Source organism: Parajatrophihabitans canadensis (assembly GCF_053764775.1).
The window spans coordinates 4194613-4209935 of sequence record NZ_CM132445.1 but is presented as its reverse complement, the minus strand read 5'-3'; the positions used below and the strand labels follow the sequence as shown (position 1 = coordinate 4209935).

The 15323-nt window shown below is 64.9% G+C and carries 18 protein-coding genes; 5 read left to right on the top strand and 13 right to left on the bottom strand.

The genetic code is table 11. The features are described from left to right. The first annotated feature begins 5 nt into the window (after positions 1 to 5). Positions 6 to 821: a hypothetical protein gene (locus ACSMXN_RS20275; RefSeq protein ID WP_196811380.1), complete on the top strand. Its 816-nt coding sequence runs from the start codon at positions 6 to 8 to the stop codon at positions 819 to 821. 726 nt (positions 822 to 1547) lie between these two features. Here the strand turns inward: ACSMXN_RS20275 and ACSMXN_RS20270 are convergent. Further along, positions 1548 to 2186, bottom strand: a complete 639-nt coding sequence (locus ACSMXN_RS20270) for a cation transporter (protein WP_022914569.1) — start codon at positions 2184 to 2186, stop codon at positions 1548 to 1550. Between the two features lie 145 nt (positions 2187 to 2331). Here ACSMXN_RS20270 and ACSMXN_RS20265 point away from each other — a divergent pair, with 145 nt between their 5' ends. The 4 genes from ACSMXN_RS20265 to ACSMXN_RS20250 all read left to right on the top strand — a co-directional run bounded on the left by ACSMXN_RS20265 (position 2332) and on the right by ACSMXN_RS20250 (position 4862). Then, entirely contained in the window at positions 2332 to 3393 is a 1062-nt protein-coding gene (locus tag ACSMXN_RS20265) for a cation diffusion facilitator family transporter (RefSeq protein WP_022914570.1), read from the top strand. Between the two features lie 108 nt (positions 3394 to 3501). Next, positions 3502 to 4104, top strand: coding sequence for a cation transporter (locus tag ACSMXN_RS20260; protein ID WP_027139748.1), 603 nt, complete (start codon positions 3502 to 3504; stop codon positions 4102 to 4104). A gap of 192 nt (positions 4105 to 4296) precedes the next feature. Next, positions 4297 to 4488, top strand: a complete 192-nt coding sequence (locus ACSMXN_RS20255; protein ID WP_022914572.1) for a hypothetical protein — start codon at positions 4297 to 4299, stop codon at positions 4486 to 4488. Between the two features lie 128 nt (positions 4489 to 4616). After that, positions 4617 to 4862 (top strand): hypothetical protein, encoded by a 246-nt coding sequence (locus ACSMXN_RS20250; RefSeq protein WP_155958480.1) that lies wholly within the window; start codon positions 4617 to 4619, stop codon positions 4860 to 4862. Positions 4863 to 4960: 98 nt separating this feature from the next. Here ACSMXN_RS20250 and ACSMXN_RS20245 read toward each other — a convergent pair whose 3' ends face one another. The 12 genes from ACSMXN_RS20245 to ACSMXN_RS20190 all read right to left on the bottom strand — a co-directional run bounded on the left by ACSMXN_RS20245 (position 4961) and on the right by ACSMXN_RS20190 (position 15318). Continuing rightward, the gene (locus ACSMXN_RS20245) at positions 4961 to 5410 is read right to left on the bottom strand and encodes a DUF1931 family protein (protein ID WP_027139749.1); all 450 of its coding nucleotides are present in this window, start codon (positions 5408 to 5410) and stop codon (positions 4961 to 4963) included. A 118-nt stretch (positions 5411 to 5528) separates the two neighbouring features. Then, complete coding sequence (locus tag ACSMXN_RS20240; RefSeq protein ID WP_022914574.1) at positions 5529 to 6332, bottom strand: DUF2267 domain-containing protein; 804 nt, start codon at positions 6330 to 6332, stop codon at positions 5529 to 5531. A gap of 137 nt (positions 6333 to 6469) precedes the next feature. Next, positions 6470 to 7720 (bottom strand): hypothetical protein, encoded by a 1251-nt coding sequence (locus ACSMXN_RS20235; protein WP_196811381.1) that lies wholly within the window; start codon positions 7718 to 7720, stop codon positions 6470 to 6472. After that, complete coding sequence (locus ACSMXN_RS20230) at positions 7713 to 7841, bottom strand: hypothetical protein (protein ID WP_022914576.1); 129 nt, start codon at positions 7839 to 7841, stop codon at positions 7713 to 7715. The genes ACSMXN_RS20235 and ACSMXN_RS20230 overlap by 8 nt, the downstream gene beginning before the upstream one ends. Beyond that, entirely contained in the window at positions 7838 to 8266 is a 429-nt protein-coding gene (locus ACSMXN_RS20225) for an STAS domain-containing protein (RefSeq protein ID WP_022914577.1), read from the bottom strand. Before ACSMXN_RS20225 ends, ACSMXN_RS20230 begins: the two co-directional genes overlap by 4 nt. Before the next feature lie 109 nt (positions 8267 to 8375). Continuing rightward, positions 8376 to 8831, bottom strand: coding sequence for an Hsp20/alpha crystallin family protein (locus tag ACSMXN_RS20220; protein WP_022914578.1), 456 nt, complete (start codon positions 8829 to 8831; stop codon positions 8376 to 8378). 163 nt (positions 8832 to 8994) lie between these two features. After that, positions 8995 to 10689 (bottom strand): FAD-dependent oxidoreductase, encoded by a 1695-nt coding sequence (locus tag ACSMXN_RS20215; protein WP_027139750.1) that lies wholly within the window; start codon positions 10687 to 10689, stop codon positions 8995 to 8997. Beyond that, positions 10667 to 10930: a UBP-type zinc finger domain-containing protein gene (locus tag ACSMXN_RS20210; RefSeq protein WP_022914580.1), complete on the bottom strand. Its 264-nt coding sequence runs from the start codon at positions 10928 to 10930 to the stop codon at positions 10667 to 10669. Before ACSMXN_RS20210 ends, ACSMXN_RS20215 begins: the two co-directional genes overlap by 23 nt. Beyond that, positions 10927 to 11385 (bottom strand): thioredoxin, encoded by a 459-nt coding sequence (gene trxA / locus ACSMXN_RS20205; RefSeq protein WP_022914581.1) that lies wholly within the window; start codon positions 11383 to 11385, stop codon positions 10927 to 10929. The genes ACSMXN_RS20210 and trxA overlap by 4 nt, the downstream gene beginning before the upstream one ends. Continuing rightward, entirely contained in the window at positions 11382 to 14009 is a 2628-nt protein-coding gene (gene clpB, locus ACSMXN_RS20200; RefSeq protein WP_022914582.1) for an ATP-dependent chaperone ClpB, read from the bottom strand. The genes trxA and clpB overlap by 4 nt, the downstream gene beginning before the upstream one ends. Further along, positions 14000 to 14347 carry a chaperone modulator CbpM gene (locus ACSMXN_RS20195; RefSeq protein WP_022914583.1) on the bottom strand — a complete coding sequence of 116 codons (348 nt, stop codon included), beginning with the start codon at positions 14345 to 14347 and terminating at the stop codon, positions 14000 to 14002. The genes clpB and ACSMXN_RS20195 overlap by 10 nt, the downstream gene beginning before the upstream one ends. Further along, positions 14344 to 15318, bottom strand: a complete 975-nt coding sequence (locus ACSMXN_RS20190; protein ID WP_022914584.1) for a J domain-containing protein — start codon at positions 15316 to 15318, stop codon at positions 14344 to 14346. Before ACSMXN_RS20190 ends, ACSMXN_RS20195 begins: the two co-directional genes overlap by 4 nt. Positions 15319 to 15323 lie beyond the last annotated feature (5 nt).

Sequence of the window (15323 nt, the reverse complement as noted above, 5' to 3'; positions counted from 1 at the left end):
GCAGGGTGCAGAGCATTAGTCCGAAGCGGGCGGCGGAGTTGTTGGATGCCAATACGGCCAACCGTCCGGTGTCTAAGCCGGTGGTGCGGGGGTTCGCGGAGGCGATGCGGCGTGGTGATTGGTTGGTCACGCATCAGGGGATCGCTTTTGACACCGATGGTGTGTTGGTCGATGGGCAGCACCGTTTGGCCGCGATCATCGAGGCGGGTGTGCCGGTGGAGTTGACGGTGTTCACCGAGGTGGATGCGGGCACCTTCGATGTGCTGGACACCGGTAAGCGGCGTAATGCTGCGGATGTGCTGGCCATTGAGGGGGAGAAGAACAGCACCATGCTGGCGGCGATGGTCCGCACGGTGTGGCTGTATGAGAACCGCCCGGATCTGGGCTGGTCGGGCGGTCCGACGGCGGTCACCAACCACCAGATCGTACAAACTTTGGATCAACATCCGCGGCTGCGGGAGTTCGTGAGTGTGGGGGAGCAGGTCGCGACGGCCACCGGGATGATCAAGTCTGCGGCGGGGGCAGCGAGTTATCTGGTGACGCAGGCTAACAAGCGGGCCGACCTCGCGGATTGGTTCGAGGGGATCGTCGACGGCGCCGGGTTGGTGCGTAATGACCCGCGGCTGGTGTTTCGGCGCGTTATGTTCACGATGGCGCGTAAACAGGCCGGGCAGGTGCAGCGCCGCCGCGACACCCGCGAGCACGTCGCGCTGTATGTGAAGGCGTTTAACGCCTGGGCCACGGGCGAGCCGATCACCGGGCTGCGGTTCAGCCCACGTGAGGCGATGCCTACCATCAGCCGCGGTGTGATGCCCCACTGAGGGGTGCACGATCAGCCTGTGGCCGCAACCCTGGATGGCGAGAGCCACAGCATTCTCGCCATCGACGTCTAACCCCGAGCCTTGAACCGTCCCCGGTTAGGTGACTGGCTTGAAGTCCCCGCGGGAGGACTTGTGGAAATCCGAGGGAAGCGGGCAAACGCGTGCGTCAGCACCTAGTGCGGCCGCTTAGGTGAGCCACAGCGTCGAGAACGTCGTCGCCGCGCTCGTCGCATCAAGATGAGTGTCCCAACGAGTGTCACAACGAGTGTCACAACGAGTGTCACAACGAGTGTCACAACGAGTGTCACAGTCGCCTACATGCGCCCCGTGCCGAACGGTGTCAGCACGGGACGAAATATACGTCAATAACCGACGAAAGTTCCCTGACTGGCACGGACTAACACAGGAAATCATGGGTCTATCCGACTCGTAATGAGAAGGTCTAGGGTTCGATTCCCTAAGGCGGCTCCAACAGATACGGGGCTTAGATCAATTTCTAGTCCATGGACCGGTCTGGTGCTTACCCTCGGAATCTCGGTACTCGCCACCGGATTGGCTCTTATGACCACGGTCATTCTCGCCACGTGCGACAACTGCGACATAACCTGGACCATCGCCTGAAAGACGAATAGGCCGCGCCAGACCGAAGTCTGATTGGGGCCAGTCGATCGTGCTGATTGCCATCCGGACATGTCGATGAGCGCGCGACCACGCCGCAAGACTCGGTCAACAGCAGTCGTCGCCTTGCCACGCTTCGACGCCTTCACGGATCGCCCAAGCAGCGAGGAGAAGTGCGATCGCGGGGTCAACCCAGCTCCACCCATACGCGCCGGTGACGGCGAGGCCGATAAGCACAGCGGCGGCCTGTCCGGCGCAGATGAGATTCTGACTGCCCTCGCCAGCGGTCGCTCGTGAGTCAAGACGAGCTCCAAGGCGGCGCTTAGCTACGCCCAGCACTGGCATAACGACGAGGCTGGCGGCGGTGATCGCGATACCTAGCGCACTGGTGTCGGCGGTGTGCTCGCTCGCCAGGTCGCGCACGGATTGGATGACAAGGTACGGCGCAAGCAGGAAGAACGATGCTGCCACCGCGCGTTGCGCCCGCTGCTCTGCAGTCTCAGACAATGTGCGGGCTCCCGTGAAGCGCCAGATAACAATGATCGAGGCGAGACCCTCAATCACTGAGCCGACCGCCCAGCCGAGCAACGAGATCGACCCCGCCTCGACTCCCGCGACGAGTCCGAGGACGCCTTCCGCGGTCATCCATGCCAGCGACAGCCACGACAGGAGCAGCGCCGACCGGGCCGCACGCAGCCACTGCACGTCCCGCCCGCGTTGGTCATGGTGAAGCGCTGGCACGGACACCCGAACATCGTCTCACCCGGACGGTGTTCGATGCATCGCTCATGCCGGGATGATGCTCGTTGCATAGGTAGCGAACTGTGAATGTGTTGCTATTGCTATTGATTCGCAATTAGGACATATGCGAATGGCTCCTTAACCTAAGGGCATGGGCCACCTCATACAAGCCGTCACCGAGCACGACGATGAACACGGCCACTACCGCGACCACGAGCACTCTCCTGATCACGGGCACTCCCATGACCACCAATCGGGACGATGGGGGACGTTCAGGCACGCGGTGTCTGAAGCTATCGGCGGCCATGGCCATGATTCAGCCGATCAGATAGATGAAGCCCTCGAAGCCGACAACGCGGGGCGACGCGCGCTGGTGATCAGCTTCGCGGGGCTGGCCGTGACTGCGGTCATCCAGTTGGGCGTCGTCCTTCTGTCCGGGTCGGTCGCGCTCTTGGGTGACACCCTGCACAACTTTGCCGATGCGCTGACCGCCATTCCGTTGTTTGTCGCGTTCACCCTCGCTAGGCGTGCACCAACCAAGCGGTACACCTACGGCTACGGACGCGCTGAAGATTTAGGCGGACTGTTCGTGATCGCGATGATCACCCTCTCCTCGGTGCTGGCCGCCTACGAGTCGGTCCGTCGCCTCATCCACCCCGAGGACGTCACCCACCTCTGGGCCGTCGCGGGGGCAGCGCTCATCGGCTTCATCGGCAACGAGGTCGTGGCGCGCTATCGCATCCGAGTGGGCCGCAGCATCGGTTCAGCCGCGCTGGTAGCCGATGGCCTGCACGCCCGCACCGACGGATTCACCAGTTTGGCGGTCCTGCTCGGCGCCGGCGGGGTCGCCGTCGGATGGCTCTGGGCTGACCCCGTTGTCGGGCTGCTGATCACGATCGCGATCCTTGGCGTACTGCGCTCGGCCGTCCGCCAGGTTGGCGCCCGGTTGATGGACGCAGTTGATCCCGAATTGGTCGATCAAGCTACGGAGGCCATCCGTTCCGTCGAAGGCATCCACGACGTGCGTGACCTGCGGATTCGCTGGATCGGGCACACTCTGCGCGCCGAAGCCGACGTTGAAGTGGACTCCAATATCAGCGTCGCCACCGCCCACGGCATAGCCCACCACGCCGAAGACCACCTACTAGCGCATGTCCGCCGACTTACCGCCGCGACAGTCCACGTCAGCCCCGTCGGCGCCCACGTCGGCTAGGCCCTGGACACCCGCAATTGCCGCGATGTGCGCTCGGTCCGAGACGCGGTCATGCCGATGACCGCGCTGCGCCATCGAGCCTTCGATGGCCTTTGGCAGACTCACCCTGTGGCCGTATCCGGTTTAGATGAGCGTCGTCGAGTCGACCTGTTGAGGAGGGGTCGGCAGCTGGAATTTGCGACTCTCGGCTGGAACGTCGTTGGTATCGGAGTTCTTGCAGCAGCCGCGATCAGCGCTCGATCGGTCGCGCTGGTCGGCTTCGGTCTCGACTCCCTGATCGAGATCGGCGCCAGCACCGTCGTTTTATGGGAACTCGCCGACACCGGGGAGCAGCGCCAGCGCCACGCGCTGCGCTTGATCGCAATTGCCTTCCTAGGCCTAGCCGCCTATCTGCTCGTGCAAGTCGTCGCCGTGTTGGTCGGCGGATACCACCCCCGTCACAGTCCGCTCGGGATCGCCTGGGCCGCTATGACCGCACTAGTCATGTTTGGGCTCGCAGCGGGGAAGCGACGAACAGGTACGGCGCTCAATAACCCGGTTCTGCTCACAGAGGGGCGGGTTACCGTCATTGACGGCCTGCTCGCCGTCGCGGTGCTGGTCGGCCTGGTTCTCAATGCGACCATCGGTGCGTGGTGGGCCGACCCGATCTCGGGTCTAGTGATCGTCTACTACGCGATCCGTGAAGCGCGAGAGATTCTGCGACCCAGGTGACCTGTCCGGGCCTGAGGAACTTTCGCGCAGTGGCCGCGGTGACGCTCGTTTCTCATCGCATTACGAGTCAAGAAACCGCGATGTGTTCCTCGCGACCCCAGCTTCTACTATCTGACTTGTAGTTGTCAGGCTAGGGTCCAACCGTGGCCAACTCAGCGAGGATCACCTCGGCGGGCTGGATTATGGGAGCAGGTGCGAGCGCGCACACCGCTCCAATTGGCTGCGTTGGTGTTGCTCGTGTTGGCGGTTGCGGTCGGCATAACGGCGCTGGCGCTGGGTGACCGGACACTCGGCTCCCCCCTCATCGGCGTTAGCGTCGTCTCAATGGCGACTTACATGCTCTGGATGCGCTCGACGACCTTGCCAACGAGTACCCGGCAATAGCGCTAGGCGCCACCCGCAATTGCCGTGGACAGGTTCGTTCACCAAGACGCGGAACTGCCGGGGAGCGCGGGGGCTCGACGCGCCTGTCTGAGCCTAAGGTTGGCTACAGCAGGGAAAGGAGGCGAACAATGCCGCATCTTGAAGGGGAATCTGGTCAGTCTCGTTGCGCGCTGGACGGAGCGGTACCGACCAAGTTCCTTCCCATGAGCGACCTGGGCGGCGAGCCCTTGCCGCCCTTGCCGCTGTGCAGTAATTGTTTCGAGAATTGGATTTCCCGCGAGGACCTCGTCGGCAACTGCCGCGCTTGTCGTTCCTGGGGACGGGCCTTCACCATGTGCGCCTGCGGCAACGGAATCCACCTGCCCGTCCAGTGAGGCGAATCTGCGCGCATCGACCGTAGCCGCAACGGGTTTCCGTCGAGAGTGATGGATCGCCGGGCGATCCTCGCGAGACCTCTGCGGCGGGTGAACTGTTATAGAAGCAGGTTGAACAGCGCGATAGCCTCGTTCCACTGGTCAGTGCCCGGGTTCTTGCGATGCGGCGCGATGATGACAAAGCATTGCGCGAGGGCAACGCTTAGGCCACCGATGACCGCCGGTAACCGCGCCTCCAACTCCTCGCTGGTGGCGACGTCGAGGGGCGGGTGTGTCGCCAGTTCTTCCATCACCGTCTCGATCGAGATCTGTTGCTCCAACCTCGCGAACTCGTGTATCCGCTCTTGCAGTCCTTTGGTCAGCGGCAGGTCGCAAGGTTGAAGGATGTCGCGGTTATTTGCCTTCGCCGAGGCGACGGCCACCAGCAGTAAGTCATAGAGCTTGTCGTAGACGAAGTCTCGGTATCGCTTAACGTCGCTGGCATCGATCGTCAAACCGGACGTGGCGCGAAACAGTTCTTTGACTCGGTTGGCTGCAGCTACCGCCATCGGTCCCTCCATCTGGGCGTCGTAGTGGAGCGGGTGGCACCGACTCTGAGTCTCGCTTTCGGGACACGCAGTGCGCCTGAGCCCCCTAGGTCTACTTTCGTCCTCCGGCTCGCCCCCATCAGGCCGAACCGTGGCCTGCCGGGCCCCCTGCGGGCGAGCGTGAGCGATCCATCCACCTCACCGCGTAGCCCGACGGCAGCCGGAAGGCGAGATGCCGGGCCAGGTGCAGGAGCTCGATCTCGGGGTCCGCTTCGGTGCGCACGGCTAGCATCGGCCGCTCCGGTTGCACATCCAACATCGGACAGCCGTCGTCGCGCTCGGCCACATGGTCGAGGAGCCGCTGTAGTCGTACGTGCTTGCCGGTACCGGGGTAGATATGGCGAGCGTGCCTGAGCACGGGGCGCAGCTCCGCCGGGAGCCGTTCGACGAGTCCATCTACTGCAACCGGGCCGATCCGCTCGGCCAGCGTTTCCAGGACGGCATCAGCGAACCGCTTCGGCACGTCCTCGACCACGTGGGCGGGTGCCACGATCCGGCCGAAGTAGAAACTGAGCGGGACCACCGAGGCCACCGGAGGCGGCCGTACCGCCGAGTCGTCATCCGACCGTTGGATGGCCCACCGCTCGAAGACCTCAGGACCCAGCACGTCCAGGAGCGTCGGCACGCCGGCCTCGGCGCTGCGATACCTGCTCGCGCGCTTCGGCTGCCTGCGCTCACGGACGCGCGGCCGATACTCGTCCACATCGATGTGGACCGGCGGCCCGTCCGGCGGTGGCGTCGGCGCGGGATCCCGGGCCAGACGCACGAACACCTGACGGTCCGGCACCCCGGACAACCGATCGGCCAGCGAGCGGAGGGCGACCGGTCCATCCGCCGGGCCTACCGCGTCCTCCACCGAAGAGATGAACTGCTCGTAATCCATCGCCAGCTCCGCGTTTCTAGATAAGCGATCGTCTGTCGATATCATTTGAACTCGGCAGGCGCCCTCGCGGCGTTACCTCGGCATGCCCAACTACGTGCGGACAATCTGCACCCTCAGGCCCAGGGCGCCCGCAGTCTTCACCGATTCTCACCACTCGATGGGGCGGCCTGATCATGCGTCGGCCCTTCGCTTTGCTGCGGTCGAGGTCGTCCCCGGTTTGCATACGCCGCCCTGCGTACCGCCTCGTCCGTTTCGAGTCCGGCCCCGAGGGCACCGGCGACGGTCGCAAGCGAGCCGCCAAGCCAAGCCAGCTGTACCTTGTCAACGTACGTGGCGTGATGCTGCAGGACAGTCGACAGCAGTTCACCGGGGACCAGCAATAACACCCCCAACGCGCTGAGCAGGAAGAGCATCACGTACAACGCGAACACGCCGAGCACGACGGTTGCCGTTGTCGCGGTGTTGAAGAGCATCACCTGCTGTCGAGCTCGAGGATATGGGCTGCGTTCCCACAGGCCTGCGCCGATGATCAACGTCGCCGTGATCGCGACGATGGATCCTACTGTCGCGAGGACAAGACGAGCGGTCCCCATGCGATCGGCGATCCGCCAAATGTCGGACGTGACCAGGACTGCAGCAACGGTCGCCGCCGCCGCTGTCAATGACCGGGTCAGATGCAGCGTCAGGCGCCAGGGCTGATTTGCACGGAGCATGCCGGCGAGCAGGTGCAGATTGCCGAGGATGACCCGCGCCAGAAATACCACGCTGGAGGGATGTGGCGAGACGGGGGTACCGAGTTCTCGGATACGGGCAGCTGCCCGCATCCGTTTGCCGGGCCGTCGGGTAGCCGGGTTGTCTGTCGGGTCCGGCAAGACGCTCGCGCCCATCAAGGTGCTTACGGCGTTCGCCATGCTCCGGCGCGTCTTGCTCTTCAGCGACAGAGCGCCGTGGGCGGGGAGCGAGACGACGGCGACGCCGTGGGCCCGGCTTGCGTGACTGAGCACCGGATGGCGCCCGACCTTCAGCGGCAAGTCGGTGATCAGCACTACCAGGTGCCATTGATGTTCGAGCAGATGCTGGCGGCCGCGGCTGAGCAGATCGGATATCTCCACGGGAGGCGACACATCGCTGTCGACGAGTGTCATGACCTGCCAATCGATCGCAGGAAATGAACGGCAAAGATCATCAAGAAGCCCGGCGCCGAGCGTTTCGAGCATTGCCTCTGAAATGCCTGGGGTGGCAACAATCCCTATCAGTACTGGGCCTTCGGGGATCGGCTCAGCGCCGTCCATCCCGTCTTGTGTCGGCTCCCGCCCCTCAACACGGATCGAATCCTGCGATTGAATGGGCTCGCCGCGGTGATGTCGCATGCCACCAACCTCAAGCATCCGCGGACTTTGTGGAAATTCCATCCAGTGATGCGTCCCAAGGAGCAAACGATACGAATTCCCCGTCCGTGATCAACTCCTCGGCACGGTCGAACGCCTCCTCGTTCAGCGTGACGGTCATCGGCGCTCACTCCTCATCGACTTCGGGGTCTGCCTCGGAATCATTTCGTCGCTGATGAACAACGCTTCGGAGAGTCCGGTGAGCTCGAGCAGTCGGGCAGCCGGACCTCCGACCTTGGTCAGGATGAGGGCGCCGCGGTGGGCGAGGCATTCATTGTGTGCATGCACCAGGGTGCGCAGCCCGGCGCAGTCGATGAAGCACAGTCCCGACAGATCTAGGTGAATGATCAGTCGACCGCTCTCGAACTGCTGGTCGAGGACGCCGGTCAAGCTGTCAGCAGTCGCGAGGTCCAGCTCGCCGCACAGCCGTAGGTACGCCCAAGTGCCTTCGGCCACGACTGTCCGAACAACCAACATGCCGGTGTCGTGACCGACTGCGGCCACGCGCAGGTACGCGGATTCGCAAGAGGCTTTGAACGGAAGCATCCGGGCTCCTGTGGCGATCGGGGGCAGGCAGCACAATGGCCGCTGTCGGAGTCGAAACGCGCACAGCTTGCGAGAGCGGGCGCGGGCGCGAAGCCGAGGTGAGAGGTAGCTACTTGACCTCGATCTGCCGCCGTTGCTGCCCCGTCCGCAGCTTGGGTACCCGCAGTTGCAGCACCCCGTCGTTCATCGCGGCCTCGATATGGTCGCCGTCGATCTCGTCCGGCAGGACGACCTCGTATCGGAATTGACCCCAGGAACGTGCGTGGCGGCGGAGCAGGCCGCCGCGCGCCTGTTCCTTTCGCTCACCGCTGACGGTTATCCGCGAGCCGTCCGTCTCGACGTGGACGTCCTTCTTCTTCAAGCCGGGAAGCTCGACATCGACAAGGTAAGCGTCATCGGTCTCTTCCAAATCCGCCAGCGGGACGAAGCCACCTTGCCTGGCCACCGCGGACAGCGACCACTGGTCGTCGAAGAGCTGGGAGAGCTCCTGGCTGATCCGGTTGAATTCGTCGGCGGGCGTCCAGCGTTCGATCCCGGTGTCATTGTGCTTAACGGGCGTGGTCATGTTCGTGTCCTTTCGTTATCTGCGGTTGCGGCATCGAGTGCCTCTCTGGCGCTCAATCCTGTCTGGTCGGCGGGGCGCCGGCGTCGTCCTTGCAGCGCCAGAATCCGCAGTCGGGTCGACCTCGCGGTACGACTTGCCGCCTGGACAGCGGCTGCTTGCTGAGTCACCGCAGCCGCTCGTGGACAAGTCGCACTGCCATCGAGCCCTCGCCGACTGCAGAGGCGACCCGCTTGATCGAACCGCTGCGGACGTCGCCCACGGCAAAGATTGCCGGCAGGCTGGTCTCGAGGAACAACGGGCGTGGGCCTGTCTGCGCGTCCGGCAGATGGTCGCCAGTCAAGACAAATCCGTGGTCGTCAAGCATGACCGTGTCGGCGAGCCACGCCGTGCACGGTGTTGCGCCGATGAATACGAACACGGCACGTGCGTCGAGTTCGGTCCGCTCACCGGTGCGGTTGTTCTGGACCACAATTTTATCGAGGGCGTGTTCGCCGATCAGTTCGCGTACCTCGGTATTCAGCAGGACTTGGATACGCGGGTTCGCTTCGATCTGAACGACGAGATAGCGCGACATGTCGCGGCCGAGATCATCGCCACGTACGAGCAGGTGGACGCGAGGCGACTGCTGCGCGAGGAAGATCGCCGCCTGGCCCGCGGAGTTGCCGCCGCCGACTATCGCAACCGGGTCGGTCGAGCATTCCTGAGCTTCGAACCGCGTCGCGGCGTAGTACACGCTTGTCATCTCGAACTCGTCCAGGCGCGGGACATCGAGCCTGCGGTACTTCGCGCCAGTAGCGAGGACGACGGCTCGCGCGGTCAGGTCGAGCGATCCCGAGCCGTCGACCCTGATCCGGTAGTGCCCGTCCTCCTTGCTGAGCGCAACTGCGTCAGCGGGCACCGTGATCCGCGCACCGAATTTCTCCGCCTGGATCGTCGCTCGCTCGGCCAACTCCGCCCCGGATATCCCCGCGGGGAAGCCGAGATAGTTCTCGATTCGCGACGACGTCGCTGCTTGCCCACCGACCGCGACGCAGTCGACGACGACGGTCGTCAGACCCTCGGATGCGCCGTACACGGCTGCGGCGAGCCCGGCCGGTCCCGCTCCGACCACCGCAAGGTCGCAGATCTCCTTTGCGGGCACCGGTGAGCCAAGCCCGATGCATGCGGCCAACTCGGCGTTGCTCGGGTTCCGCAGCACCTCTTCGCCCCGCACGATCACGACCGGTAGGTCCTGCGTAGGCACCCGTAGCGCAGCCAGCAGCCCTTCGGCATCGCTGTCTTCCTCCACGTCGGTGAACCGGTTTGGCAGACGGTTTCTCGCAGCGAAGTCGCGCAACCGATGGGTATCCGGCGAGAACCGCGAACCGATGATCCGCAGCCCGGCGCCCTCGCCGATCAGCATCGAGCGTCGCACCAGATACGCGCGCAGCACCAGGTCACCGAAGTCGGCATCGTTGCGGGCGAGTTCGCGCAGTCGGTCGACCGGAACGGCCACGACCTCGCCAGGGACATTGATCGCGGTGGTCACGAACTCGATTTGCCCGATGACCAGACTCAGCTCGCCGAGGAACCGGCCAGGCCCATGTACCCGGATCAGTTTGGGATCAGGCCCGAAGTAGTCGCTCACGACGACGGCCTGGCCGCGGAGCAGGACGAAGAATTCAGTGCTCCGTTCGCCCTCCCGCAACAGGACCTGGCCGCGTGCTGTGGCTCGGCGTTCGCCGACTGCCTCTAGCGCCTTGATGTGCTCATCGGTCAACCGGGGATATGCCCCGTGCAGGTCCGGCGTCTCGGGCAACGGCCCTTCGGGGAGTCCGCCCCTCATGCCGCCCTGGTCAGACGTAGGTCTCGTCGACATAGCACCACCGCCACGACTCTCCCGGCTCGAACGAACGCACGATGGGATGGCCGTCGGTCCCCGCGTGCGCCCGTGCGTGGCGCATGGGCGAGGAGTCGCAGCACCCCACATGCCCACACGTGAGGCACAGCCGCAGATGCAGCCATGGCGACCCGATCAACAGGCACTCCTGGCATCCCTCCGTGGTCTGCGGCATCACCGGCCTGATGTACACGATGTGCGGATCGGTCACGGTCGTCACGTCTTCTCTCCGTCCTGAGCGCCAATCGCGTCTTCGACCCAGCGCCGGATCGTCGCTGCCGGGGCCGCGCCGGACTGTCGCGCGATGACCGCGCCGTTGCGCAGCATCATGAGCGTGGGCACTGCCTGCACGGTGAACCGCTGCGACAGTTTCGGCGCCGCGTCGATGTCGACCTTGACCAGTTTCACGCGCCCCGCGAGTTCGTGAGTCACCTGTTCCAAAGCGGGGCTGACCATCCGACACGGGCCGCACCAGATTGCCCACATGTCGACCAGGACGGGCAGCGTGGCCCGTTCGGCCACGTCGCTGAACGAGTCGTCATCCGCATCTACGATCCATGGCAGCGGCCGGTGGCAGTTGCCGCACCGCGGAATGCCGTCGCTTACCGCAGGCACCCGATTCTTCTTGCCACAGTGCTCGCACTGAACGACCGTGGTCATTACTGCCGTGCTCATGCCGCCACCGCCGCGGGAGCCGTGCTGTGAATCACGAGCTCGTCGTCCACGAGCTCCACGGTGAGGACCGACTCGTCCGCGATCTCGTCCGCGAGCAGGGCTCGACCGATCCGCGTTTCAACCTCACGGGCGATGTAGCGACGCAATGGCCGGGCGCCATACACCGGATCGAAGCCCTGCCGAGCGATGAACCGGCGAGCCGACTCGGTGACCTCTAGTGAGATCCGCCGCGCGAGCAACCGGTCGCGCAGTTCGTCGAGCATCAGGTCGACGATGCGCTCGATCTCCTTCGGCACGAGCGGCTTGAACAGCACGATGTCGTCCACTCGATTGAGGAACTCGGGACGGAACCGCGAGCGAAGTTCGCCCATCACGAGCTCGCGGGCTTCGGTCTTGAGGTCACCGTCGGGTGTGACACCGTCGAGCAGGTACTGCGATCCGACATTGGACGTCATGATGACCACGGTGTTGCGGAAGCTCACGGTGCGTCCTTGGCCGTCGGTGAGTCGACCGTCGTCGAGTACCTGAAGCAACGTGTTGAACACGTCGGGGTGCGCCTTTTCGATCTCGTCCAGGAGCACGACCGAGTACGGCCTCCGGCGGACCGCCTCGGTGAGCTGGCCACCTTCCTCGTAGCCGACGTATCCCGGCGGCGCACCGACGAGGCGGCTCACCGTATGCCGTTCCTGGTACTCGCTCATGTCGATACGGACCAGGTTCTGTTCGGTGTCGAAGAGTGTGGCGGCGAGCGTCCGGGCCAGCTCCGTCTTACCGACCCCGGTAGGCCCGAGGAAGATGAACGACCCGATCGGCCGACGCGGGTCTTTGATCCCGGAACGGGCCCGGATCATCGCGTCGGTCACCAGCTGCACGGCCTCTTCCTGGCCGATCACCCGCTCGTGCAGGATCTGATCGAGTTCGAGCACCTTTTGCCGTTCGCCTGCTTGCAGCCGGGTGATCGGGATGCCGGTCCAGGCCGCCACCACCTCAGCGATCTCGTCATCAGTCACCACCTCGCGCAGCATGCGGCTGCCGCCCTGTTTGTTGGCGAGCCGCTCCTCCTCGGAGGCCAGGCGCCGCTCCAGTTCGGCGGTCTCGCCGTAGCGCAGCTCGGCCGCGCGGTTCAGGTCGTACTGGCGCTCGGCCTCCTCCGCTTTCTGCCGCAATCGCTCCAGGTCACTGCGTAGCTCCTGGATTCGGCGTAGGGCCTGTCGCTCGGCCTCCCATTGGGCCCGCTTCGCGTCGGCCTCGGCCCGCAGGTCGGCCAATTCCTTTCGCAACTCCTCCAGCCGTGCCTTGCTGGCCTTGTCCTTTTCCTTTTCGAGGGCCGCCTCCTCGATCTCCAGTCGCATCACCAGGCGGGTCAGGCTATCGAGCTCAGCCGGCATCGAGTCGATCTCGGTGCGTAGCCGGGCCGAGGCCTCGTCCACCAGGTCGATCGCCTTGTCGGGCAGGAACCGGTCGGCGATGTAGCGGTGGCTGAGCGTGGCGGCGGCGACCAGCGCGTTGTCCTGGATCCTGACGCCGTGGAAGATCTCAAGGCGTTCGCGCAAGCCGCGCAGGATCGAGATGGTGTCCTCCACGGAGGGCTCGTCGACAAGGACGGGCTGGAACCGGCGCTCGAAGGCAGCGTCCTTCTCGATGTGCTTGCGGTACTCGTCGAGCGTTGTGGCACCAATCAGGTGCAGTTCGCCCCGCGCAAGCATCGGCTTGAGCATGTTGCCGGCATCCATGCTGCCCTCGGCCGCTCCGGCCCCGACCACCGTATGCACCTCGTCGATGAACAGCAGGATCCGACCCTCAGCGGCCGTGACCTCGGCGAGCACGGCCTTGAGCCGCTCTTCGAACTCGCCGCGATACTTCGCTCCGGCGACCAACGACGCCATGTCCAGGGAGAAAATCGTCTTGTCGCGCAAGCCCTCGGGAACGTCGCGCCGCACGATGCGCTGCGCGAGGCCTTCGACGATCGCGGTCTTGCCCACGCCAGGATCGCCAATGAGCACAGGGTTGTTCTTCGTTTTGCGCGACAGAATCTGGATGACGCGCCGGATCTCCTCGTCCCGGCCGATCACCGGGTCGAGGCGGCCGTCTCGCGCGTCGTCGACCAGGTCGCGGCCGTACTTCGCCAGCGCTTCGTACGCTCCCTCGGGCGTCGCGGAGGTCACCCGCTGGTTGCCGCGAACCTCGGTGAGCGCGGCGAGCAGCGAGTCCCGCGTGAGGCCGTGATCAGTCAGGTTGATCTTGCCGGCTCCGGAGCCACCCTCCTCGATCAAGCCGAGAAGCAGGTGTTCGACGGACACGTACTCGTCCTTGAGTCGCTTCGCCTCGCGGTCGGCGTAGTCCAGGACCCGGCCGAGGCGTTGGGTTATAGAAACCTGCCCTGGCGTCGTGCCGGATCCCGACACCTTTGGACGGCGGGCCAATTGGGCCTCGACATCGGCGCGCAGCCCGTCGACATCGGCACCGGCCAGGGACAGCAGTCGCGGCGCGAGTCCGTCCTGGTCCAGCAACGCCGCCAGGAGCACGTGCTCGCTGTCCACCTCGGTGTGCCCCGAGCGGGTGGCGATGCTTTGCGCCTCCTGCAATGCCTGTTGGGACTTCTGTGTCAACCGGTTCATGTCCATGGTTGGCTCCTCAATGGGCGTTGTTTGCGCAGTGCGTCCTCGAGACGCTGGATGCGGTCGAGCAGGTCGATGACCACGCCGAGACCGGCATAGTTCACTTGCAGACCGGCCCGCAGTCGACGAATGCGCGCCAGCTCAGGCAATTGGTTCGGCGCGAACCACAGCGCGCCGTTCGCGTCACGATGCTCATCGAGGAGACCGAGCGCGACGTAGCGCTCCACCATTTCAGGGTGTACGCCGGCGCGGCGGGCGAACGTCTCCAACCCGACGCGTGGCGCGCTCGGCACGATGGCGATCGCGTAGCCGGCCCCGGTGCTCCCTGACCTCGGCATGGTCATTTCTTCTCGCTTCTCGGATCGAAGCTCGACACGGATGCCAGCTCCTCGAACAGCTCTCGCTCACGTTTCTTCAGCCGCTTCGGCACCATGATCTGGACGACGGTGTACAGGTCGCCGGGCTTCCCCTTGCGATTCGGCATCCCTTCGCCGGCCAGCCGCAGCCGGCGACCACTCGACGTGCCGGCCGGCACCGTCACCTTGAGCTCACCGCCTGGCCCCACCACGGGAACCGTTGCCCCGAGCGCGCCCTCCCACGGCGCGATGGGAAGGTCGACGTAGATGTCGCGGCCCTCCACCCGGAAGCGGGGGTGCGGTTTGATGCGAACCACCAGGTAGAGGTCACCGCGGCCGCCGCCCTGGCCGCCCTGGCCGCCCTGGCCGGCCAGCCGGATGCGCTGGCCGTCGGTGACGCCGGGCGGGATCGTGACGTCGTAGGACCGCTCGCCCACACCGGAGCTGAGCGTGATGTGCCGCTTGCCGCCGGTGAGGGCTTCTTCGACCGTGAGCTGGATCTCGGCTTCCTGATCAGCTCCGGCGACCGGGCCGCTGGCACGGAAGGAGTCGAAGATGCTGTCGAAGCCACCCACGCCACCACCCATGCCGCCGAGCAGGTCTTCGATGTTGATCCCGCTGCCGCCTTGAGAGGTGTACACGCGCGGGCCGCCGCCGGGTCGCTGAGCTGATCCGGATGATCCGGCGCGACCGAACCCGCCGGTGCCACCCGCTGCAGCGCCGACGAAGTCGTCCGGGATCTGCCGGAAGTCGGGCCCGAACCGGTCATATTTAACGCGGGTATCAGGGTCAGCGAGGACGTGATACGCCTCGTTGACCTCCTTGAACCGATCCTCGGCGCTCGGGTCCTTGTTGACGTCAGGGTGGTACTGGCGGGCCAACTTGCGGTAGGCGCGCTGTACCTCGTCTGGTGAGGCGCCCCTGTCGACGCCGAGTACCTCGTAGTAGTCGCGGGCCATGTCGG

What these genes read in the sequence shown, in the direction of transcription:
- ACSMXN_RS20225 (WP_022914577.1), bottom strand. Translation starts at nt 8,266, where the DNA reads ATGCTTCCGTTCAAAGCCTCTTGCGAATCCGCGTACCTGCGCGTGGCC.
- ACSMXN_RS20250 (WP_155958480.1), top strand. Translation starts at nt 4,617, where the DNA reads ATGCCGCATCTTGAAGGGGAATCTGGTCAGTCTCGTTGCGCGCTGGAC.
- ACSMXN_RS20220 (WP_022914578.1), bottom strand. Translation starts at nt 8,831, where the DNA reads ATGACCACGCCCGTTAAGCACAATGACACCGGGATCGAACGCTGGACG.
- clpB (WP_022914582.1), bottom strand. Translation starts at nt 14,009, where the DNA reads ATGGACATGAACCGGTTGACACAGAAGTCCCAACAGGCATTGCAGGAG.
- ACSMXN_RS20245 (WP_027139749.1), bottom strand. Translation starts at nt 5,410, where the DNA reads ATGGCGGTAGCTGCAGCCAACCGAGTCAAAGAACTGTTTCGCGCCACG.
- ACSMXN_RS20195 (WP_022914583.1), bottom strand. Translation starts at nt 14,347, where the DNA reads ATGACCATGCCGAGGTCAGGGAGCACCGGGGCCGGCTACGCGATCGCC.
- trxA (WP_022914581.1), bottom strand. Translation starts at nt 11,385, where the DNA reads ATGAGCACGGCAGTAATGACCACGGTCGTTCAGTGCGAGCACTGTGGC.
- ACSMXN_RS20265 (WP_022914570.1), top strand. Translation starts at nt 2,332, where the DNA reads ATGGGCCACCTCATACAAGCCGTCACCGAGCACGACGATGAACACGGC.
- ACSMXN_RS20230 (WP_022914576.1), bottom strand. Translation starts at nt 7,841, where the DNA reads ATGACCGTCACGCTGAACGAGGAGGCGTTCGACCGTGCCGAGGAGTTG.
- ACSMXN_RS20190 (WP_022914584.1), bottom strand. Translation starts at nt 15,318, where the DNA reads ATGGCCCGCGACTACTACGAGGTACTCGGCGTCGACAGGGGCGCCTCA.
- ACSMXN_RS20235 (WP_196811381.1), bottom strand. Translation starts at nt 7,720, where the DNA reads ATGCTTGAGGTTGGTGGCATGCGACATCACCGCGGCGAGCCCATTCAA.
- ACSMXN_RS20240 (WP_022914574.1), bottom strand. Translation starts at nt 6,332, where the DNA reads ATGGATTACGAGCAGTTCATCTCTTCGGTGGAGGACGCGGTAGGCCCG.
- ACSMXN_RS20215 (WP_027139750.1), bottom strand. Translation starts at nt 10,689, where the DNA reads ATGTCGACGAGACCTACGTCTGACCAGGGCGGCATGAGGGGCGGACTC.